Source organism: Natronolimnohabitans sp. A-GB9 (assembly GCF_030848565.1).
GTDB lineage: Archaea > Halobacteriota > Halobacteria > Halobacteriales > Natrialbaceae > Natronolimnohabitans.
The window spans coordinates 15,526-35,276 of the sequence record NZ_JAVDDV010000020.1; the positions used below are offsets into that span (position 1 = coordinate 15,526).

A 19,751-nucleotide genomic window follows, 5' to 3' on the forward strand; every position below is an offset into this window, starting at 1 on the left:
AGGTCGAGGCGACCACCGGCGAGCCCCGCGACCTGGCGAGCGGGGACCGGCGTGAGCCGTGCGCCGGGCGATCGGTGTGGGAACAGGTTCAGTTGTGACTACAGTCGTCAGGTTCCGTTTTCGGCGCTCGTGACGTCCGTACCGAGAACGGAAGACGACGACTGACGGTCATCGCGGCGTTTATATCTTTGAACGAGGTCGACCAGAACAGGATGAATAGACGGTTGTTCGTCGCCGCAGCGACGACCGGTATCGTCGGCGCGTCGGCGGGCTGTCTCGACGGCGTTCTCGAGGACGTTACGACGTTCGAGGCGGCACCGATCCGCGTCAGCGAGGACGTAGCCGACGAGACGGGATACGCGTACCAGGGAACCGTCGAACGGATCGAGGAACGGGAATTCGCCGGCGAAGACGTCGAGGCCACGAACTACATCACCGAATACACGCGGACGATCGATCTCCCCCTCGGGGGCCTCGGTATGGAGCCGGAAGCGGGCGTCTTCGCCCTCGTCACGACGCCCCAGGTGGGCGTCGCCGGCCAGGAGTTCAATCCGGTCGGTGACATGAGCGAGGCGGAACTCGCCGAGTACGTCCAGGAGCAGTACGACGAACTCGAGATCGAGGACAACGTCGATAGCCGAACGATCGACGCCGACGAGATCGGTGGGCTCGAGACGTCGGTGTCCTTCGAGACCTACGAGGGGACGGCGACTCTCCACGACGAGGTCGGCGTCGATATCCTCGTCGACGTCGCCCAGCCCGATCACGGCGACGACCATCTCGTGGTTATCGCCGTCACACCCGATATGGAAGACGTGCCACTCGACTCCGAGCGGGACGCGATCGATACCATGGTCACCGGTATCGAACACGGCGACGACGTCGACGTCGAGCTTCGCGAGGCCGAGGGCGACGGTTGATAGCGACGATCAGAAGCCAAGCGCCGCCGTCAGCGACAGCCCGCTCGCGAGTGCACCGATGAGATAGCCGCCGATCGCACCGCCGTTGAGCAAGGGGAGTCCAGCGTGTGGACGTCCCTTCAGGACCATGTACATGAGCACCAGCAGACCGGCGATCGTCCCGACGATGGAGCCGAGTGCGGCCAGGTTCAACGCGATGCCCGGCACGTCGATGGTGCCGGCCTCGAGGAAAAACGCCGCGCTCACGACCAGAATCGATGGGATGACGGCGTCGCCGAGACCGATGAAAAGCGCGTCACGTTGGGGGTCGATCTCGTCCGATTCGGCGGCCGGCGCCGAGTCGTCCTCGTGTGCGGCGTCGGGCGCCGTCCGTCGATCCGCAACATCCGTGTGTCGATCTTCGGGTTCCTCACTCGAGCTCTCGCCGTTTTCCTCGAGGCTGTCTGCAGCGCCGTCGTCCTCGAGATACGAGAACGAGAGCGTCGTCGGAACGACGAGGACGACGGGGATCTTGAGGTCCATCACACCCTCCGCGAGGTCGAGCATGTGCTCGGTTCCGTAGACGCTGATCGCGTCGTAGACGGCGAGGACGGCGAGCAACAGGATCGCCGGCAGGAGTCCGAAGCTAATCCCGAAAAGCGCGGCCGCGCCGGCTCCCATCACGACGCCGGTCGCGTCGATGACGTACCACTCCGGATACCAGTACAGCGCCGCGCCGAAGGCGAGTGCGCCGGCGACGGCGATGGCGTTGACCGATCCGACGGTGACGACCGGCGGAACGAGTTCGGCGAAGACGAACCACGAGAGCATCACGCTGACGCCGACGATCAAGGCCTTGATGAGCCAGTCGACGTCGTATCGAAAGACCAGCAACATGAAGCCGGTCGCGACGAGGATAATACCGAAGTAGACGAGGCTGTTCGTCGGATCGTCGGGGTCCTCGACGGCCTGGTGGCCGGCCTCCTGGAAGGGTTCGACCAGCGCCAGGGCGCCGAGCTGGACGCCGAGAAACAGCGCGACCGTCAGCCCGACGGCGAGGATGACTCGCGTCCGATGGTTCATGGCCCGCGGTTCGCACCCCGTTCGTATGGGTGTTTTCGTCTCTGTCCGCGATCACACACAGACAGTCAGCCGCTCGAGAGCGGAGAGCGGAGAGCAAAGAGCGAAGTGCGAAGTGCGAAGTGCGAAGTGCGAAGTGCGAAGTGCGAAGTGCGAAGTGCGACGAGACGGCGTCTCGAGCGGTATTGCTCGCGTACAGGGTATTATCTCGCGTACAGCGTCGATCCAACGAGCGACGGCAGGTGGACGTCGTCGTCGGGCGTCACGGCGATATAGGGCCGTTCGACCGGTCCGAAGACGTCGACGACGCGGCCGACCGACTCGAGGGAGTCGTCTACAACCATCGTCCCGATCTCGTCGCGAAACGCGTCCGTGCCGTGTTCGTCTGCTCCGCTGGCGTCGTCCGCCCGCAATACGGCCAGCCCCTGTGCGGTGCGGACGACCGAGCCGACCCGGCGCATCTCACTCGCGCATCGCGACGACGTACGCCGCGACGGCTTGCACGAGGTCGTTTTTCGTCGAGTCGTCGGCCCCGCGGACGACGACCCGGCCACGGTCGGCCCAGTGCTCTCGGGAGTAGGACTTGTCCCGTTCGATCGTGGCGTCGTAGCCGATCTGCTGGACGGCCTTGGCGATCTCGTCGACCGTCGGCTCTTCGACTGCCAGATCCTCCGAGACGCGTCGTCCTTCCGAGCGCGTACGGTTCGCATCGATATACGCGGGCCAGATGACGTTTTCGACCATACACTCATCTCGACAGTCCGACGGGTAAACCCTTTTCAAAAACGGTCGTCCGAGAACGGCGGTTATCGTCGGCGAGCGAGGAAGCCGGCGGCGACGAGCGCCGCGGTGATCACGGCGGGCACGCCGAAGCCGGGGATCGTGTCGTCAGCGTCGCCGTCGTCAGTGTCGTCAGTGTCGTCAGTGTCGACGTCGTCACGGTCTTCCAGCCCTTCGGCTGCCTCCTCGTAGGCGTCGGGGTGGACTTCCTCGACGATGTCGACGATCGCGTAGACGACCTGGGGTGCAGGCTGGTTGAACGCGCTCGCGTCGATCTCGAGGACGTTACCCTCCTGATAGGCGGTCGTCGACTCGGCCACGTCGGGCATCACATCTTCCGGATCGGCGTCGTCGCCGTGGATGATCCACTCGGGGTTCTCGTCGACGATGTCCTCCTCGGAGAGTTCGGCGTACCACTGGATGCCTGCGCGCTCGCCGAGGTTCTCGAGGCCTGCGGTCTCGACTCCGTCGTGGAGGAACGTCTCCGTTCCAGGGGTCGTCCCGTCCGCGCCCATCGCGTAGTACGCGAGTGGTCGGTCCTCACCTTCGACGGCATCTGCGATGATGTCGAGACGGTCGTCCATCCAGTCGACAGTCTCGTCGGCGCCTTCGCACTCACCGGTGAGTTGACCGGTCTCCTCGACGATGTCGTAGACGTCGTCGATCGAGTTCGCTTCGTCGAAGTGGTAGACGTCGAGTCCCGCATCGCGGAGCGTCTCGATGTCGTCGTCGAACGTCGCGTTCGCAGCGAGGACGACGTCAGGGTCGAGTTCGACGATCTGCTCGTGGAGAATCTCGTAGTCGTCCGTGACCGCCGTTCGGTCGCCCAACTCGTACTGATCGACGGCCGGGTTGTCGGGCATTCCGACGAGCGTGTCTTCGGCCCCGATCTCGAAAACCGTCTGCGTGTCGCTCGGACCGACGGTCACCACGGATTCCGGCGGTTCCTCGAGCGTGATCGTCTCGCCGTGCGCGTCAGTCAGTTCGATCGGATACTCACAGTCGGTGTCGGTCGTTTGCGAGGCTGTTCCTGTGTCGGCAGCCGCCGCCGGCGCGATCAGCGAGAACGCCATCAGCGCTGCAACGAGTACCACAAGTTTCTGTCTCATCGTCCGATCAATAGCCGATCTTCAACAAATATTTGTCTAAGCCAATCGAGATTGCAATACATGCAGCGACCGGTCCGAACGGCCGCGTGGTCGGCGGGGCTGCTCGCGCTCCTCGTCGGCGTCGTCGTCGGCAGCGCGACCCTCGGGTCGGTCCGGATCGAGGCGATGACGGTCGCGAAAGCCGCCCTCAACGTCGTCGTCGTTCCCTCGAGTGTCACTGTCGAGACAGCGACGGTGCCGATCGTCGGCGTCGGCGTCCCCATCCCTGGCCTCGAGTACGCGTCGGTCTTCTCGTTTCAGGTCCAGGAGACCCACCAGATCATCGTCCAGGACATCCGCCTGCCACGAATCGCACTCGCGGCGACGGTTGGCTTCTCGCTTGCAGCCGCGGGAACGGTGATGCAGGGGTTCTTCCGGAATCCGCTGGCTGATCCGTCGATCATCGGCGTCTCCTCGGGCGCCGCCGCCGGCGCCGTCGCGGCGATCGCGTTTCCCGCGCTGGTGCCGTTTGCCAGCCTCCACCTCTCGGCGTTTGTCGGTGCGCTTCTCACGGCGTTTCTCGTCTACGCGATCGCGACCGAAGGCGGGCGGACGCCGGTCGCCACGCTGTTGCTCGCAGGTGTCGCCGTTCAGGCGTTTCTCGGCGCGATGATCTCGTTCATGCTCGTCCACAGCGGCGACGACCTCCGCGAGGCCGTCATCTGGACGATGGGACATCTCGCCAACAGCAACTGGGGTGACATCCGCTTTGCCCTGCCGGTGATCGTCGTCGGTGTCGGCATCCTGTTTGCCTACGCCCGCGACCTGAACGTGTTGTTGCTGGGCGAGGAGGACGCCCACCATCTCGGCGTCGACGTCGAGCGGACGAAACTCCTCCTGCTCGCAGTGGCCAGTCTCGTCACGGCGGCGGGGGTCGCCGTCGCCGGCGTCATCGGCTTCGTCGGCCTCGTCGTGCCCCACATGATGCGACTCGTCGTCGGCCCCGATCACCGAATTCTGCTCCCGACGAGCGCGCTCGCTGGCGCCTCGTTTCTCGTGGTGACGGACACGATCGCTCGAGCGGGGCGACTGCCGCTCCCGTTTGGTCCCGAACTCGACACGCCGGTCGTCCCCGTCGGCATCATCACGGCTGCAGTCGGCGCACCGTTTTTCCTCTATCTGTTGTCCAGGCGGGAGGTGCACTCGATATGATCGGTTCGAACGACGGTCGTGAGGAGCGAACCCAGGTATCGTCCCCCGAGCCGGCCGCGATCACCGTCGAGGACTGCTCGCTTTCCTTCGGCGAGCTCTCGGTGCTCGAGGACGTCTCCCTCTCGGTCGAGCCCGGCGAGTTCGTCGGCTTCGTCGGCCCCAACGGCGCCGGGAAGACGACGCTCCTGCGGCTACTCAGCGGCGCCCTCGAGCCAGACGCCGGCACCGTCACGGTCGACGGCGTCGACGTCCACGCGGTCGACTCGAAGACCTCGAGTCAGCTGGTGTCGGTCGTTCCCCAGGATACGACGCTGTCGTTTTCCTTCCCCGTCCGCGACGTCGTCGAGATGGGCCGGCATCCACACCGGTCCCGGTTCTCCGGCCCAACGCCGGCGGATCGGGAGATCGTCGCTGACGCCCTCGAGCGAACGCGGACCGCGGAGTTGGCTGAGCGGCCGATCGACGAGGTAAGCGGCGGCCAGCGCCAGCGCGTCGTGCTCGCGCGGGCGATCGCCCAGGCGACCCCCGCGATGTTACTCGACGAACCGACGGCGAGTCTCGACATCAACCACCAACTCGAGACCCTCGAACTGGTTCGCGAGCTCGTCGACGAGGGCCGAACGGTCTGTGCGGCGATCCACGACCTCGACCTCGCGGCACGGTACTGCGATCGGCTGGTGATGCTCGCCGACGGCTCGGTGTTCCGGAACGGTCCACCGGCCGACGTCCTGACCGGTGGGGCCCTCGAGGACGTCTTCGACGCGTCCGCGACCGTCACCCGGAACCCGGTGACGGGGACGGAGACGGTGACGGCGCTACCAGGCAGAACGAGAGACGAACTCGACGCCGTCGGCGACGGCACCGCGGGTGTTCACGTCCTCGGGACCGGATCGACCGCCGCGAGCGTCGTCGCCAGACTCGAGGCGACAGCGGCGTCGCTTGAACTCTCCGTCGGGCCCGTCACCACGGGCGATACGGCTGCCGAAACCGCCCGTGATCTCGATGTCGACTGTCTCGAGGTTCCGCCGCTGGAGTCGCTGTCGCCGGCCGAGTTGCAGACCTTCGAGCGCCGGGTTCGGGACGCCGACGTGACGGTTGTCACCGAGGACGTCGTCGAGTCGACCGGGGCGGGAATCGGACGGCTGCTCGAGACGGTCGACACGCAAGCGAGCGCGGTCGTGGTCGTGACGCGGCCCGACGACGGGTCGTCTCGAGGGCAGGGAGACGAGGAGCCGTCGACGACGCGAGATCACGGCCAGGGCGGCGGGCTCGAGGCGAGCCCGGAGACGGTTCTCGAGGCTGTCGACGCGGCACTCGAGTCGGGAGAAGGGGTGGAGACGACAACGTCATACGCTCGTTTCAGAGCGGTAGGGGACGATTCGGCCTCGTCGGAAGACGAGTCACGGACGGGTCTCCAGGCCGAGTCCTCGAGCGACTGAGCCCAGTACCGTTCCACCCGTCGACTGCTGGGTGAAATCGATGGGTGCCGGCTGATTTCATCCAGCAGTGCAGGCGTGGACCGCCACTAGTAGCCAAGGAGACGCAGGACGATCCCGATCACGATCCCCGAGAGACCGACGAGGATCCCGATTCCGGGGACGATGGGGATAGGGATGAGCCCGATACCGAGGACGATCGCGAGCACGATCACGATCGTCGAGAGACGAACCATACTTGAGTTGTTTTGGTTACTGTGGGTAGCCGTTGTGCTTGCTTTTGCATTCGTTGATACGGGGGAAAACGCGTCTCGACAGCTAGTGGGCTCCTATCTCTCTCGAGTTCCTTCTACGAAAAGAGAGACAATCCAGAAGGCAGCAAAACCGGCGATCACGAGGCCGAGGGCACCGAACAACGGACTTCCTCCGGCGATCGCTTCGATCACCCAACCGAGTCCGATCAGACCAGCTATAGCGAGTAATGCACCGAGTATCGAACGGTGGAGTGAGGAAGCGAGCTTCCCGGTGTCGGAGCTGTTCGCACCCATGTTTCGATTATTCAGACAAGCGACGATAAGTCTATTCGATACTCGACAATCGGGCTATACGAATGGAGGAGTAACACGTGTTGTGTACTGGGATACGACGCTACTCGAGTGGAGGTGAGTGATCGTCCTCGAGCGAAGAGTGAGTGATCGTTCACGAAGGTATCGGTCTCAGTATCGATTGTGGTCCGAACGGTACGAGAAGCAAACGACTGAGAAACGACCGACTCACGCTGGCACCAAGGATTTCCACGTCCTCCCCAGCCGATTCGCTCGCTCACTGCGTTCGCTCACTCATCCCTCGCACGGTGTCGTCACCGCGTCTTCGCGATGCTCAGACGCGGCGCCAGCGCGCGCCACGCCGCGGAATCGACGGAGTGCCACTCAGCAGAATCGACGGAACACCAGCCGGCCAGCGACGGAACAGTCAGTGACGGAATAGCTGGCGACGGACTGGCTGGCGACGGACCGGCTGACGACGGACCGGCTTGCGATGGACCGGCCAGTGCGTGACACCCCTCGAGTGATTCCGAAGCCGTCGGGCGCGACTGGACGCCGGCCGCAACTGGACGGTTTTTTACCGCTCCGCCTCCGAGTGGCCGCCAATGAGCGAGTACGATTACGACGAGCTCGGACTCGTCGCCGGGCTGGAGATCCACCAGCAACTCGATACGGCGACGAAGCTGTTCTGTCAGTGTCCGACCGAGCTTCGCGAGCCCGAGGAGTCGACGCGCCGGTTTACGCGCTATCTCCACCCGACGCGGAGCGAACTGGGCGAGATCGACCAGGCCGCCTTAGAGGAGAGCAAGGTCGACCGCGAGTTCGAGTACCTCGCGTACGACACGACCTGTCTGGTCGAAGAAGACGACGAGCCACCCCACGAACTCGACGCGGAGGCCCTCGAGACGGCCTTAGAGATCGCCCAGCTGATGGACATGAAGCCGGTCGATCAGGCCCACGTCATGCGCAAGATCGTCGTCGACGGCTCGAACACGACGGGCTTTCAGCGCTCGACGCTGATCGCGACCGAGGGCGAAATCGAGACGGGCGACGGTGCGGTCGGGATCGAGGATCTGCTGCTCGAGGAGGAAAGCGCCCAGCGCGTCGCAGAGACCGACGACGGCGTCCGATACAGCCTCGATCGGCTCGGCATTCCGCTCGTCGAGATCGGGACGAAGCCGGACATCTCGACACCCGAGCAGGCCCTCGAGGCCGCCGAGCGGATCGGGATGCTGTTGCGCTCGACGGGGAAGGTCAAACGCGGCCTCGGGACGATCCGCCAGGACGTCAACGTCTCCATCGAAGAGGGTGCCCGTGTCGAGATCAAGGGTGTCCAGAGCCTAGACGACATCGACGACATCGTCCGCAACGAGGTCGCCCGCCAGGCCGAACTCGTCGCGATCGCCGACGAACTGACCGAACGCGAGGCTTCCGTCGGCGACATCCAGGACGTCACCGAGGTCTTCGAGGGGACCGACAGCGGCGTCATCGCAGGCGCGCTGAACTCCGGCGGGAGCGTGATGGCTGTCCCGCTCTATGGTTTTGACGGGATCGTCGGCCGCGAAATCGCGCCCGACCGCCGGCTGGGGACGGAGCTCTCCGATCACGCCAAGCGCCACGGTGCCGGCGGGATCTTCCACACCGACGAACTGCCGGCCTACGGCGTCACCGAGGGCGAAGTCGAAGATCTCCGAGCGGCCGTCGGCGCCGGTCCCGACGACGCGGTGGCGATCGTCGCTGCCGACACCGACGTCGCCGAGGCGGCGATCGAGGCCGCCGCCGAACGCGCGGCAACGGCTCTCGAGGGCGTCCCCGAGGAGACCCGCGGTGCAAACGACGACGGGACGACGCGTTACCTGCGCCCGCTCCCGGGTGCAGCGCGGATGTACCCCGAGACGGACGTCCCGCCGGTCGAGCCGGACCCAAGCGAGGTGCCCGAACCCGAACTGCTCACCGAGAAGGTCGAACGCTACCAGGACGAGTTCGGACTCGGCGAAGGGCTCGCAGAACAGGTCGCGTACGGCAAGCACATGCCACTGTTCGAGGACGTCGTCGCGGACGGGATCGATCCGACGCTCGCGGCGTCGACCCTCGAGTCGACGCTGACCGAACTCCGTCGGGACGACGTCCCCGTCGAGAATCTCACCCGTGAACACCTCGAGGACGTGTTCGAGATGGTCGACGACGGCGATCTCCCCAACGAGGGCGTGCCGGATCTGCTGACCGCACTGGCCGAGGAGCCGGACCGAACCGCCGAGGAGGCAGCCGACGCGGCCGGGCTCGGTGGCGCCGACGAAGCGGAAGTCCGCGAGGCCGTCGTCGAAGTCGTCGAACGCAACGAGCAGCAGGTCGAAGAAGAGGGAATGCAGGCGTTCTCCGGACTGATGGGCGAGTGTATGGGCGCACTGCGTGGCAAGGCCGACGGCGATCTCGTGAGTCAACTGCTCCGCGAGGAGATCCAGAAGCGAGCCTAGATCGCTCGAGGCGAGGTCGTTCGGCTCCGTTACGATACAGTTACGAACCCGCTTCGATCTCTGTCGCTACGATCGCTGCTTCATAGCCGAACGGACGGACAGTCGAACGCACCGAGATCAGCCAGCCCTGAGACTACTCCTCGACCAGTTCCTCGAGCAGCGTCTCTAACTCGTAGCTCTGGAGTGCGTCCCGTTCTTCGATCGCCGAGATGACGAACGTCGAGTCGGTTCGGTCGACCCCCTCGAGCTGTTCGAACTCGGCGATCAGCCGTTCGACCATCCCGCTGTCGCTCAACCGTGCGATAACGATGAAGTCAGTCTCGCCCATCGTGAAGTAGACGTTCGTGACGCCCTCGACGGTCAGCAATCGGTCCGCAAAGGTTTCGTAAGAACCCTGGTAGTCGGCGTGGATCTCGACTAAAACGGTAACACCGAGGCCGAGTTCCTCGAGGTCGATATCGTAGCGGTCGTTCTCGATGATGCCTTCCTCCCGGAGGTTACTGAGCCGGTAGTGGATCGTCGAGACCGGGATCCCGGTCGCCTCGTGAAGTTGCTCCGGACTGCCCGTCTCGAGTTCGGCGATCGCCTTCAGGAGACGCACGTCGCGCTCGTCCATACGAGACGCGTTCGGCCGCCGTCGGGATGTGTCTTCCGGACGATGTAATTGGAGATATCTCCAACAGTGGCGTTCAGTATGGGTGGTGATTCGGATCAAATCCATATGTGTGGTTCTCAATTCGTCGAAAGCGGTGTCGTTGTAGAAACTTCTAAATACGGAGGTCAGTTTCGAAGCGAGTATGACTATACTGGGAACGATCCCAAACGAGTACCGCGAAGCGGTGCTCTTTTCGATGCTTGCACTCTGCTGGGGGAGTTCGTTCGTGGCGATCGAGATCGGACTCGAGTACGTGCCACCACTGCTGTTTGCTGGCTTCCGCTATGCGATCGCCGGCGTGATCGTCTTCGGATACGCGGCTATGGTCGCCGACCGGATCTGGCCAACGAGTCGCGGCGAGTGGCTGGCGGTGACTGTCGCCGGCGTTTTCGTCATCGCACTCTATCACGGGCTGTTGTACCTCGGTGAGCTGTACGTTCCGGGCGCGGTCGCCGCCACCGTCGCCAGTACGGCGCCGATCCTCACGGCGGCGTTCGCCGGCGTCCTCCTGCCGGACGAGCGACTCGCACCCGTCGGCGTCGTCGGCTTCGTGCTCGGCCTCCTCGGCGTGATCGCGATCGTCCAGCCCTCCCCGTCGGCGCTCGGCGGCGACGTGACCGTCGGTGCGGCACTGGTGTTCGCCTCGGCTATCGCCTTCGCCCTCGGCAGCGTCCTCACTCGCCCGATCGACTCGCAGCTGCCCCTCGAGTCGCTCCAGGCGTGGGCGATGCTCGTCGGCGCCGGCGTGTTGTTCGGTTGGGCTGGTCTGCGTGGAGAGTCGGTTGCGGCGATCGAGGTGACGCCGATGGCGCTGCTTACCTTCGCCTACCTGACGCTGATCTCCGGCGTGTTCGCCTTCTTCCTCTACTTCGAACTGCTCGAGCGAAGCGGGGCGACACAGGTCGTCCTCGTCGGCTACGCCGAGCCCGTGGTCGCGATGGGCGTCAGCTGGGTCGCGCTTGGGTACGTCGTCGATTCCGTGACGGTCCTCGGACTGCTCGTCATCCTCGTGGGCTTCGTGCTCATCAAACGCAACGCGCTCCGGGCGTTGCTTCGTTCCGTCCTCGGAACGCGGTCGGCGACGACGCCGTGAGACGGGCTGTCGTACTGTCGATCGATCAGAACAGTCTCGTCGACTGAGTAGACCCAGATATCTGCACTGTCGAAAACCTTTATCAGGACACACGTTGCGGGGTCGAACAACGACCCATGACGCCAGACCCACAGACAACCGAGATCACGGCCGTCTGCCACGTTCGCGCGCCGCTGTTGCTCGAGCCGGTCGATCGGCAGATCGAGACCCTGCAGGCCTGCGAGTCCGAAGGGAGGATCGACGACCTGTTGCTTCGCAGTTGGCCCAAAGAGATCGCACTGACCGAGAACAGCCCCTATCAGGAGGCCCTCGAGAGCTTCGAGCGGTTCGAACAGTGGGCCGACCAGCGCGGCGTGAGCGTTCGGCCGCCGTTCAAACAGCGCACGACGACCTCGCAGGTGACCGGCAAGACGAAAGAGTTGCTCGTGACGCCGCTGCTCTGTCTCGAACTCTACGCGGACGACGAACTGGTCGGCGTCTTCCCACACAGCGACGAAACCACCGACGAGACGTTCACGACCGACGAGGCGATCGCTGCACTGCGAACCGGCGAGTTGCCGACGCCGCTCGAAGGGACCGCCGAGACGACCACGCAGTCGGCGACGGACGCCGACGGCGGTAACGACTGCCCCGAGTGTGGCGAGTCGTTGATCGACGGTCAAGGGGTGTTCGCCTGTACTAACTGCGGCTGGGTCGGCACCGTCACCGAAACGGGCGCCTACGTCGCCAAGGACGACCTCGCGCGCTCGAAAGAGCGAACCGCTCCGGTCGCCGAGTCCAACTGAGAACGTCAGCGATTAGTTTCCGTTTTCCGCCGGCCGCTCAGTTGCCCGCCTGAGAACGCCAAGCAGCGTGTTCGCCTCGCGTTCGGTCAGATCCGCGCGGCCGAACACCCGTCGGAGCATACGCATCGTCTTGTCGTGTTTCTCTTCGGGATGGTTGATCTCCGCGAGGAGATCTCCCCACTGGTCGTAGAGTCGATCGACGGTGGGTTCGGACGCTCGAACGCGCTCGAGGTCGGGGAGTTGGGTGTCCTCATCGGAGAGCGTGAGCCCGCGGAGTTCGTAGAGCGTGATCGTCGCCGCCTGACCGAGGTTGAGAACGGGGTAGTCGGCGTTGGCGGGGATCGAACAGATCTCGTCGATCCGAGCGAGTTCCTCGTTTGTCAGCCCGACCCGTTCGCGCCCGAAGACGAGCGCAGTCGGTGCCTCGACGGTCGGGAGCCGCTCGGCGAGATCGGCCGGCGTCGAGAACGGAAAGCGGACGTGACTGCGGTCGTCCTCGTTTGTCACCGCAGTACAGCCGATCGTGTGGTAGTCGTCGACGAGTCGGTCGAACTCGAGTTCGGTCGCGTTCGGGAGGATGTCCGCTCGCGCCTGGCCCGCGAAGCCGTAGGCCTCGCCGTCGGGATCGAGTTCTGGCGGATCGACGAGCAACAGCTCCTCGAATCCGAAGTTCTTCATCGCTCGCGCGATAGTGCCGACGTTACCCGGCGACTGGGCGTCGACGACGGCGACCGCTGGCGGCGTTCGTTCGGTCGGTCGGTCGTCGGAGGGGTCCGGAGTCATCGTTCAGTACACGATATCCGCTCGAGGAGCGGAGTAGCCGTTTCGATTTCGACCGTCCGAATCGAGTCGAACGGAGGAATCGAGGAGAGATGGGGTTCGGAAGACGCTCGAGTGGTATATATCTTCGAAATCGGTTCGAACGACGTGGCAGGTAGTTGGAGGCCAAACGGCTATACGGACGTGATCGATCGACGACGACAACCGATACTGCAAGGGAGGCTCGCAGTCACCACGCACGATGGTAGAAGGCCTAACTATAGATGGGTGAAGACCAAGTCCGACCCCTGCGTAATACGATACCGAATGACTCATATTTCGATCACCGACGTGGTTGACGAGCTAGAACCGGAGCAACTCCAGCACCAAGAAACACTCACGGCCGGGCCGCTCACCGTGGAGGTAGGCAAATATCCTGCTGGCAGTGCCGCCCCGAAGAACCCCCACAACGAAGCGGAACTGTACTACATTCTTTCGGGGTCGGGGAAACTCCGTGTTGGCGACGACACCCACGATATCGAGGCGGGTGATCTCGTATACGTCGAACCCAACCTCGAGCACGATTTTTTCGCCATCACTCAGGAGATCACGGCCCTGATTATTCTCGGGCCATCGACCGCCCCCACGTCGTACGGTATTCGTGAAGATGACGGCTGAGCGAATACTCTCTCGAGTTGGAAACAGACCGAATACCCGTCTGATGGGCCTCCAGGGTGGGTCGCAACCCGGTGGAATCTGGTAGTAAATCCGACGAACTTCGACGGTCCGTCGGCTGTATCTGCCAGTGGTGTCGGATCCCCGGTCAGCGAGCCAAGCGAGAGAGCCAGACGATCACGTGTCCGTCTCACCCGGTAACCAGAACCACCATGATGCTGTCGGTGTCCGAAGAAAAGCGCTGTACACCTCGAGCCGTTACGCGGCCTCGAGTCGTTACACGGACTGTTCGTTCCACTCGCCCACGTCGACAGCCAGCCCTGCCTGACGAAGCCGGTCGGCGAGTGGCGTTCCGATACCTGATGCCGGTGTGAGAAGTCCACCCGTGAGTGGAGAGTCTGTCTCATCGCGCACCAGACACATCGCAGCCTCGCTGATCAGCTTCGCAGTCGCACCGTATCCCGGATCCCGATCGGCGCTGATCTCACTCTCTACCACGAACGGACCGTCGGTGGCGGTCCCACGACCGAGTACCCGCAGTGTGAAGTATCCGTTTTCGATCTCTTCTCTCGTCGGCCCCTCGCCTGGGTCGGGAAACACCAGCCGACGCAACCCCTCTCGAGTCGGTCCGAACGACATCACAGCGGTCGCGATACCGAGCCCCGCCGAGACAGCACTCGCACCTGCGAGGCCGCTGAGGCCGTCACCCGTGGGTATGACCTCTGTACACTCGAATTCACGACCCCACGGATATCCGAGCAGGGCATTGCTGCGTCGAACGACTCGTTCGTTCACGACCGCCATCGGCGACGGGGCCGTCCACTCCGACCGTAACGGGTCCGTTTTCGGGACGGACTGTGTCCCCGGGTCGATACCGTCGCGCTCGCCTTTGGGTGCCAGCGAGTACGGATTCCGAAGCGTCTGCCGGGCTACTGGGTCAGTGTTTGCGGCCTGAAACAACGTCACAAGACTGTCCATCGTTCCGCCACTCACCCCTCCGCGACCGTCCTCGAGGTATATCCGCACCAGATCACACGACGTCCCGAACTCGTCACGGGCAAACGACTGGACGAGCAACGTAGCGAGATCGGCGGGGATCGAGTCGAATCCGCAGCTGTGTACGATGCGCGTATCGGCCTCGACCGCCGCGTCGTGGTACCGGTCGATCATCTCCCGTACCCAGTTTATTTCCCCAGTCAGGTCACAGTAGTCCGTTCCAGCCGCGATACACGCCTCGACGAGTGGCGTACCGTAGGTCGTGTACGGTCCGACTGTCGTACAGACGACCCGGGTGCTTTCGGCGACTGCGTGAAGGCTTTCCGGATCGGTCGCGTCACCGATAACGATCGGGATATCGTTCCACGCAGAGCGTCGCTCGACGAGCGCCGCTTCCAGTTCTTCGAGCCGTGTCTCGTTGCGACCGCCGAGTGCAAGCGAGAGGTGGTCGGGCGTGTACTGTTCAGTGAGATGCTCTGCGACGAGACGGCCAGCGACGCCGGTTGAACCCCAGACGACGAGGTCGTACTTTCGGTCGGTGTTCGACACGTGTATCGACTGTACTTGGCCGGCTACGCTCTCAACTGTTTGGTCCTTTCACATGGTTGATACTGTCGGACAGTACGGATCGTTACCATACCGCTTTGCAGGTACACAGTGACTTTTCGAGAGAACAACACTAGTTAGGGAGTGATTCTAGCTAGATACTTAGAGAGTCTAGAGTGTATAGATAATCTAGGTTATATAAAATATACTAGGATATAGTGGAGGAACGAAGGTTGATATATTGGAACGAGTCGTACTCGAGAACGAGAGATTGTTTCTGAGGCGGTCTACGCCGGGTTATCGTAAGTGCTGAGGCTTTAGCGGCGATCGACCGAACGGCTCGAGGGGACACACACCCCCATCGCGTTTGTAACGGCATACACGTGTGGGGGACTATTCGTGGAACACACCTTTGTCGCGGATGTAAAATAAGACTTTCAGCGGCTATTTCGCGACGAATACCCGGATCCGATCGAACCCACCCCCACCCGTTCACCGTTACAAACGCGACGGGGGTGTGTCCCCCGAACCGGAACCAGAGAACGGACTTCTGGTTGTGCTGTCGTCCGATATCGGAGCGAACGCCACCATAGTTTCACACACCTAATATAATTCGGACACGAGCCGATCTTGACTCCTGGCCGAACCGCGACGGAGACCGACGCCAGCGTTACATCCGCGAGGGGGGTGTCGGTGATTGGCACGCTCGAGGTGGGAAACGCCACTCGGACCGTCGTCGACTTAGAAACGCGAGGGTGCTTTCTGAACGGAATCTCCGATACTGTACGAGTTTCCGGCGGAGATACCGCTCGCAGAGCGTATTTACATTCGCGATCGATCTCCATACCTTTATTTCGATTCGGTTGGAAGCCACGGGGTACCGAAATGTCCGCCAACGACGATCGTGATCCACTCTTCCGGTACGACGATCCGGTCTTCGCCGACGAGCGGTTGCTCGAGATCACGCATCTCCCCGGTCCGGACCGGATCGTCGGGCGCGACGAGCAGATGCAACGGGTGGCGGACGCCCTGAATCCCGCCATTTTCGGGAGCGAGCCCAACCACCTGTTTATCTTCGGGAAGACGGGAACCGGTAAGTCACTGATCTCCCGATCGGTCACCCAGCGCGTAATTTCGGAGGCCCAACGCGACGACGTCAGGGTCAAGTACGCCTTCATCGACTGCGGGGAGCAAAACACCGAGGCGTCGATCGTCAAGACGATCGCACAGATCGTCAACGAACCCGATCGGAGCGGGATCACCGTTCCCGACCGCGGCCTCGGCACCGGCGACTACTACAAACGGCTCTGGCAGGCCGTCGATCACTGCACCGACGTCACTATCGTCATCTTGGACGAGATCGACATGCTCGAGGACGACGAGGTCCTTCGCAAACTCTCACGGGCCGGCGAGAACCGCCGCATCTCGGACTCGAGTATCGGTATCATCGGGATCTCGAACAAGATCGACTTCCCCGACCATCTCTCGGAACGCGTCAAATCGAGCCTGTCACGCGACGAACTCGTTTTCTCGCCGTACGACGCGAACCAGCTCGTCGAGATCTTAGAGAAACGTCGCGACGCGTTCCACGACGACGTCCTCTCCGACGACGTGATCCCGCTGACCGCCGCTCTCGCGGCCCAGGAACACGGCGACGCGCGGAAGGCGATCGACATCCTTCGCAACGCCGGTCGCATCGCGAAAAAGCGAAACGACTCCCAGGTCACCGCGGATCACGTCCGCGACGCCAAGGAGAAGACCGAGGCCGATCGATTCAACGAACTGATCGAGGGCTCTCCCCAACAGGCCAAGGCGATCCTGTATGCGCTGACGCTGCTGACCGAGAACAGTTCGGAAAAGGAGTTCCCGACGAAGATCATCTACAACCAGTATAAGTCGATCGCCCGCCAACTCGACTTCGACGTTCTCTCTGAGCGCCGCGTACAGGAGATCCTCCAGGAACAGAACTTCCTCAACGTGATCCAATCGGAACGCGAAGGCCGTGGACGTGGACGGGGCGCCCACGCCAAACATCGACTGCTCGAGAACCCCTCGATCGTCAAGAAAGTGCTCCTGCGGGATTCACGACTGGCCGTCCTCAAGGACGACGAAGACGAGTGACGGCACCTCGTCGCCAACCGCGATACCTTTGAGGCTCCTGGCCACAGTCTGCGTATGGACAACGTCGACGCGGCAGGGCTGGGGATCGGTGACGACTATCCGCCCCGAATTATGGGCGTGTTAAACGTCAGCGAGGAGTCCCCCTACGATCCGAGCGTCTACGACGATCCCGGCGAGGCGGCTCGATACGTCGACGCGGAACTCATCGACGAAGGCGCCGATATCGTCGACATCGGCCTCGAGTCGGCGAACAAACGCTTCGACGTGCTCTCGGCTGAAGAGGAACTCGACAGACTCCACGTGGCACTCGAGACGATCGAGAGCGTCTCCGGCGACGCGGTGTTTTCGATCGAGACGCGGTACGCCGCGGTGGCCGACGAGGCCCTCTCACAGGGGTTCGACATGGTAAACGACATCGCCGGCTTCGCCGACCCGGAGATGCCGACCGTCTGTGAGGAACACGACGCCGCCGTCGCGAAGATGGCGAGTCCGCCGGATATCGAGCGTCCCGGTGCGGTCGAGGAGACCGACTGGGCCGAACGGAAATCGGCCGACTGGGCCGCCGAGGCCGACTACGTCGATCAGGTCTACGAAGCGCTGAAACAAAACGGACTGACCGACAAGACGATCGTCGATCCGGCCTTCGGCGGTTGGAGCGAGGCCCAGACCCTCGAGGACGACCGCGAGACGTTCCGTCGCCTGCGGGAGTTTCGCGCACTCGATCGACCCATGCTGGTCTCGATCAACCGGAAGAACTTCTTAGGCGAGATCGCGGGCCGGGAGACCGACGAGCGGCTGCCGGTCAGCCTCGCGGCGACGTCGCTGGCCGTCGAACGCGGCGCACACGTGATCCGCACCCACGACGTCGCCGAGACGCGCGACGCGGCCCTGATCGGGGACGCGTTTACCGACCGATCCCGAGCCGCCGTCGGCGGGCTCTCGGTCTCGCGGCTCGACGTCGACTCGAACCGCGAGCTCCGGACTCACCTCGCGGAACGCGGGATCGACCCCACAGTCGCCGACGACTGGTCGACGCTGGCAGTCGAGATCGACGGCCTCGACGGCGACAAACGGGTCCGGTTTACGTCGATCGTCGCCGACGTCAACACCGGCGCTCCTGCGTTCAGTGTTACCACAGACCGGCTACTGTTGGTGGGCACAAATTCGGGAATTTCCGACGTTTCCGACCGTCTCCGCAACGAAGACGGTGCGTTGAGTACGGTCGGTGATTCACTCTCAGAAATGCTTGAGTAAGAGAAAGCTTATGACGGAGGCTTCAAAACGAAGGAGTGGACGCCGGGCGGCCTCCCGGGTAGGGGTACTTTGGAGGCGACTCCCGGCCCACAACACGGAATTATTGTGGTGTTACGCCGATCAGTGACGACTCGAGTCTGAGCGACACGCTCCTACAACGATCTGCCTCGAGTCTGAGCGACGTATCCCTGTGACGTCTCCCTCGAGTCGAACGGCGCCTCGAGGGGCTCGTGGTGGTTTCTGGCCGCGACAGCAGGTCGACGGTGTCGACCCGAACGCAGATACGACGTCGGTACCCAGTGGCCGTATGGAGTTCGACGAGTGGGAACCGGTCTACGAGGCGATCCTCGAGGATTTCGGCTACGATCGAAGCGGCGACGAGCGAGCGCGTGACGTCCTGGCGTCGCTGACCGACGGGTTCGACCTCGGGCGACTCTCGGGACTTCGTGACGCGACAGTCGCGGTCGCCGGCGCCGGCCCGTCCCTCGAGACCGACGCCGATCTCGAGCGAGCGCGGTCGGCAGACGCCGTCGTCGCGGCTTCGACGGCCGTCGATACGCTCGCCAAGCACGAGATCACGGCCGATTGCATGGTGACGGATCTCGACAAGAACCCCGAAACGGTCCGTCGACTGACCGACGACGGCGTTCCGGTCGCGGTCCACGCCCACGGCGACAACGTCCCCGCCGTTCGCGACGTCGTTCCGGACTGTACGAACGAGTCCGTCCTGCCGACGACACAGGCTGCGCCGCGTGGACCAGTCCGGAATCTCGGCGGCTTTACCGACGGCGACCGGGCGGCGTTTCTCGCCGACCATCTCGGCGCCGCCGAACTCGTCTTCGTCGGCTGGGATTTCGACGATCCGACCGTCGGTCCGGCGAAAGCACAGAAACTCGAGTGGGCCGAACGACTGTTGTACTGGCTCGAGTCGCGTCGAAACGGCCGCTTCGACGTTCTCGAGGGCCGACGCAGCGCGATCGATACGAGCGCGCTTCCGCTCGAGTGAGGGCGCTCGATCCTGTCATGCGGATCGCATCAGCGCTCAATCGATGTGGTACCGCGCGATCCCGGTACTCCCACAGGTCGGACAGACGGTCGCTCCCGACTCCCGTGTCGTTCCACACCGCCGGCACTCCTCGATGACGGTCGAGCTCTCGGTTCGAAACAGCACGGTCTGTAACGCGTTTCGCAGCCGCGACTGCGCCGCTTCGCTGTCGGATCCTCCCGTGACTCCCATGGCCGATTGCTCTATCAGTTCGTGTTTGGTTATTGTCTTCTTACCATGAATGACACGAACAGCTAGACGTATTCGCTCGCCCGCTGTCGACAGTAACGTCCGGTAGGAACCGATTA

At 63.4% G+C, this 19,751-nt stretch carries 20 protein-coding genes; 10 read left to right on the plus strand and 10 right to left on the minus strand.

The genetic code is table 11. The features are described 5' to 3' along the window. The first annotated feature begins 212 nt into the window (after positions 1-212). Positions 213-920: a DUF6517 family protein gene (locus RBH26_RS17550; protein ID WP_306759682.1), complete on the plus strand. Its 708-nt coding sequence runs from the start codon at positions 213-215 to the stop codon at positions 918-920. Between the two features lie 9 nt (positions 921-929). Here RBH26_RS17550 and RBH26_RS17555 read toward each other — a convergent pair whose 3' ends face one another. From RBH26_RS17555 to RBH26_RS17570, 4 genes are all read right to left on the minus strand, one after another. Further along, positions 930-1,982 carry a presenilin family intramembrane aspartyl protease PSH gene (locus tag RBH26_RS17555; protein WP_306759683.1) on the minus strand — a complete coding sequence of 351 codons (1,053 nt, stop codon included), beginning with the start codon at positions 1,980-1,982 and terminating at the stop codon, positions 930-932. A gap of 200 nt (positions 1,983-2,182) precedes the next feature. After that, positions 2,183-2,440, minus strand: coding sequence for a Gar1/Naf1 family protein (locus RBH26_RS17560; protein WP_306759684.1), 258 nt, complete (start codon positions 2,438-2,440; stop codon positions 2,183-2,185). A 1-nt stretch (position 2,441) separates the two neighbouring features. Then, positions 2,442-2,723 carry a signal recognition particle subunit SRP19 gene (gene srp19, locus RBH26_RS17565; protein ID WP_306759685.1) on the minus strand — a complete coding sequence of 94 codons (282 nt, stop codon included), beginning with the start codon at positions 2,721-2,723 and terminating at the stop codon, positions 2,442-2,444. A 62-nt stretch (positions 2,724-2,785) separates the two neighbouring features. Then, the gene (locus tag RBH26_RS17570; RefSeq protein ID WP_306759686.1) at positions 2,786-3,868 is read right to left on the minus strand and encodes a PGF-CTERM-anchored ABC transporter substrate-binding protein; all 1,083 of its coding nucleotides are present in this window, start codon (positions 3,866-3,868) and stop codon (positions 2,786-2,788) included. Positions 3,869-3,928: 60 nt separating this feature from the next. On the opposite strand from RBH26_RS17570, the gene btuC reads away from it, so the two are divergent. Together btuC and RBH26_RS17580 are read left to right on the plus strand one after the other, a co-directional pair. Beyond that, positions 3,929-5,059: a vitamin B12 ABC transporter permease BtuC gene (gene btuC, locus RBH26_RS17575; protein WP_306759687.1), complete on the plus strand. Its 1,131-nt coding sequence runs from the start codon at positions 3,929-3,931 to the stop codon at positions 5,057-5,059. Beyond that, positions 5,056-6,498 (plus strand): heme ABC transporter ATP-binding protein, encoded by a 1,443-nt coding sequence (locus RBH26_RS17580; RefSeq protein WP_306759688.1) that lies wholly within the window; start codon positions 5,056-5,058, stop codon positions 6,496-6,498. The genes btuC and RBH26_RS17580 overlap by 4 nt, the downstream gene beginning before the upstream one ends. Positions 6,499-6,584: 86 nt before the next feature. On the opposite strand, the gene RBH26_RS17585 is transcribed toward RBH26_RS17580, so the two are convergent. Beyond that, complete coding sequence (locus RBH26_RS17585; RefSeq protein ID WP_306759689.1) at positions 6,585-6,731, minus strand: hypothetical protein; 147 nt, start codon at positions 6,729-6,731, stop codon at positions 6,585-6,587. Positions 6,732-6,824: 93 nt separating this feature from the next. Continuing rightward, entirely contained in the window at positions 6,825-7,043 is a 219-nt protein-coding gene (locus RBH26_RS17590) for a hypothetical protein (protein WP_306759690.1), read from the minus strand. Between the two features lie 602 nt (positions 7,044-7,645). Here RBH26_RS17590 and gatE point away from each other — a divergent pair. Next, on the plus strand, positions 7,646-9,514 hold the full coding sequence (gatE, locus tag RBH26_RS17595) for a Glu-tRNA(Gln) amidotransferase subunit GatE (RefSeq protein WP_306759691.1): 1,869 nt from the start codon (positions 7,646-7,648) through the stop codon (positions 9,512-9,514). Between the two features lie 133 nt (positions 9,515-9,647). Here the strand turns inward: gatE and RBH26_RS17600 are convergent, their stop codons facing one another. Continuing rightward, positions 9,648-10,130 (minus strand): Lrp/AsnC family transcriptional regulator, encoded by a 483-nt coding sequence (locus RBH26_RS17600; RefSeq protein ID WP_306759692.1) that lies wholly within the window; start codon positions 10,128-10,130, stop codon positions 9,648-9,650. Positions 10,131-10,311: 181 nt separating this feature from the next. Between RBH26_RS17600 and RBH26_RS17605 the strand changes: the two genes are divergently transcribed. Then, positions 10,312-11,262 (plus strand): EamA family transporter, encoded by a 951-nt coding sequence (locus tag RBH26_RS17605; RefSeq protein ID WP_306759693.1) that lies wholly within the window; start codon positions 10,312-10,314, stop codon positions 11,260-11,262. A gap of 116 nt (positions 11,263-11,378) precedes the next feature. Further along, positions 11,379-12,047 carry an HTH domain-containing protein gene (locus RBH26_RS17610; RefSeq protein WP_306759694.1) on the plus strand — a complete coding sequence of 223 codons (669 nt, stop codon included), beginning with the start codon at positions 11,379-11,381 and terminating at the stop codon, positions 12,045-12,047. 12 nt (positions 12,048-12,059) lie between these two features. Here RBH26_RS17610 and RBH26_RS17615 read toward each other — a convergent pair whose 3' ends face one another. Continuing rightward, entirely contained in the window at positions 12,060-12,830 is a 771-nt protein-coding gene (locus RBH26_RS17615) for an RNA methyltransferase (protein ID WP_306759695.1), read from the minus strand. A gap of 111 nt (positions 12,831-12,941) precedes the next feature. Between RBH26_RS17615 and RBH26_RS17620 the strand changes: the two genes are divergently transcribed. After that, positions 12,942-13,484, plus strand: a complete 543-nt coding sequence (locus RBH26_RS17620) for a cupin domain-containing protein (protein ID WP_306759696.1) — start codon at positions 12,942-12,944, stop codon at positions 13,482-13,484. Positions 13,485-13,757: 273 nt separating this feature from the next. On the opposite strand, the gene RBH26_RS17625 is transcribed toward RBH26_RS17620, so the two are convergent. Then, positions 13,758-15,026: a saccharopine dehydrogenase NADP-binding domain-containing protein gene (locus RBH26_RS17625; protein WP_306759697.1), complete on the minus strand. Its 1,269-nt coding sequence runs from the start codon at positions 15,024-15,026 to the stop codon at positions 13,758-13,760. Positions 15,027-15,908: 882 nt separating this feature from the next. Between RBH26_RS17625 and RBH26_RS17630 the strand changes: the two genes are divergently transcribed. The 3 genes from RBH26_RS17630 to RBH26_RS17640 all read left to right on the plus strand — a co-directional run bounded on the left by RBH26_RS17630 (position 15,909) and on the right by RBH26_RS17640 (position 19,404). Next, positions 15,909-17,144: an orc1/cdc6 family replication initiation protein gene (locus tag RBH26_RS17630; RefSeq protein ID WP_306759698.1), complete on the plus strand. Its 1,236-nt coding sequence runs from the start codon at positions 15,909-15,911 to the stop codon at positions 17,142-17,144. 54 nt (positions 17,145-17,198) lie between these two features. Beyond that, positions 17,199-18,398: a dihydropteroate synthase gene (gene folP / locus RBH26_RS17635; protein WP_306759699.1), complete on the plus strand. Its 1,200-nt coding sequence runs from the start codon at positions 17,199-17,201 to the stop codon at positions 18,396-18,398. Between the two features lie 307 nt (positions 18,399-18,705). Next, on the plus strand, positions 18,706-19,404 hold the full coding sequence (locus tag RBH26_RS17640) for a 6-hydroxymethylpterin diphosphokinase MptE-like protein (protein ID WP_306759700.1): 699 nt from the start codon (positions 18,706-18,708) through the stop codon (positions 19,402-19,404). Between the two features lie 36 nt (positions 19,405-19,440). On the opposite strand, the gene RBH26_RS17645 is transcribed toward RBH26_RS17640, so the two are convergent. Continuing rightward, entirely contained in the window at positions 19,441-19,635 is a 195-nt protein-coding gene (locus RBH26_RS17645) for a hypothetical protein (RefSeq protein WP_306759701.1), read from the minus strand. Positions 19,636-19,751: the final 116 nt, after the last annotated feature.

Coding starts and splice junctions, on each gene's coding strand:
- RBH26_RS17550 (WP_306759682.1), top strand. CDS start 213: ATGAATAGACGGTTGTTCGTCGCCGCAGCGACGACCGGTATCGTCGGC.
- RBH26_RS17555 (WP_306759683.1), bottom strand. CDS start 1,982: ATGAACCATCGGACGCGAGTCATCCTCGCCGTCGGGCTGACGGTCGCG.
- RBH26_RS17560 (WP_306759684.1), bottom strand. CDS start 2,440: ATGCGCCGGGTCGGCTCGGTCGTCCGCACCGCACAGGGGCTGGCCGTA.
- srp19 (WP_306759685.1), bottom strand. CDS start 2,723: ATGGTCGAAAACGTCATCTGGCCCGCGTATATCGATGCGAACCGTACG.
- RBH26_RS17570 (WP_306759686.1), bottom strand. CDS start 3,868: ATGAGACAGAAACTTGTGGTACTCGTTGCAGCGCTGATGGCGTTCTCG.
- btuC (WP_306759687.1), top strand. CDS start 3,929: ATGCAGCGACCGGTCCGAACGGCCGCGTGGTCGGCGGGGCTGCTCGCG.
- RBH26_RS17580 (WP_306759688.1), top strand. CDS start 5,056: ATGATCGGTTCGAACGACGGTCGTGAGGAGCGAACCCAGGTATCGTCC.
- RBH26_RS17585 (WP_306759689.1), bottom strand. CDS start 6,731: ATGGTTCGTCTCTCGACGATCGTGATCGTGCTCGCGATCGTCCTCGGT.
- RBH26_RS17590 (WP_306759690.1), bottom strand. CDS start 7,043: ATGGGTGCGAACAGCTCCGACACCGGGAAGCTCGCTTCCTCACTCCAC.
- gatE (WP_306759691.1), top strand. CDS start 7,646: ATGAGCGAGTACGATTACGACGAGCTCGGACTCGTCGCCGGGCTGGAG.
- RBH26_RS17600 (WP_306759692.1), bottom strand. CDS start 10,130: ATGGACGAGCGCGACGTGCGTCTCCTGAAGGCGATCGCCGAACTCGAG.
- RBH26_RS17605 (WP_306759693.1), top strand. CDS start 10,312: ATGACTATACTGGGAACGATCCCAAACGAGTACCGCGAAGCGGTGCTC.
- RBH26_RS17610 (WP_306759694.1), top strand. CDS start 11,379: ATGACGCCAGACCCACAGACAACCGAGATCACGGCCGTCTGCCACGTT.
- RBH26_RS17615 (WP_306759695.1), bottom strand. CDS start 12,830: ATGACTCCGGACCCCTCCGACGACCGACCGACCGAACGAACGCCGCCA.
- RBH26_RS17630 (WP_306759698.1), top strand. CDS start 15,909: ATGTCCGCCAACGACGATCGTGATCCACTCTTCCGGTACGACGATCCG.
- folP (WP_306759699.1), top strand. CDS start 17,199: ATGGACAACGTCGACGCGGCAGGGCTGGGGATCGGTGACGACTATCCG.
- RBH26_RS17640 (WP_306759700.1), top strand. CDS start 18,706: ATGGAGTTCGACGAGTGGGAACCGGTCTACGAGGCGATCCTCGAGGAT.
- RBH26_RS17645 (WP_306759701.1), bottom strand. CDS start 19,635: ATGGGAGTCACGGGAGGATCCGACAGCGAAGCGGCGCAGTCGCGGCTG.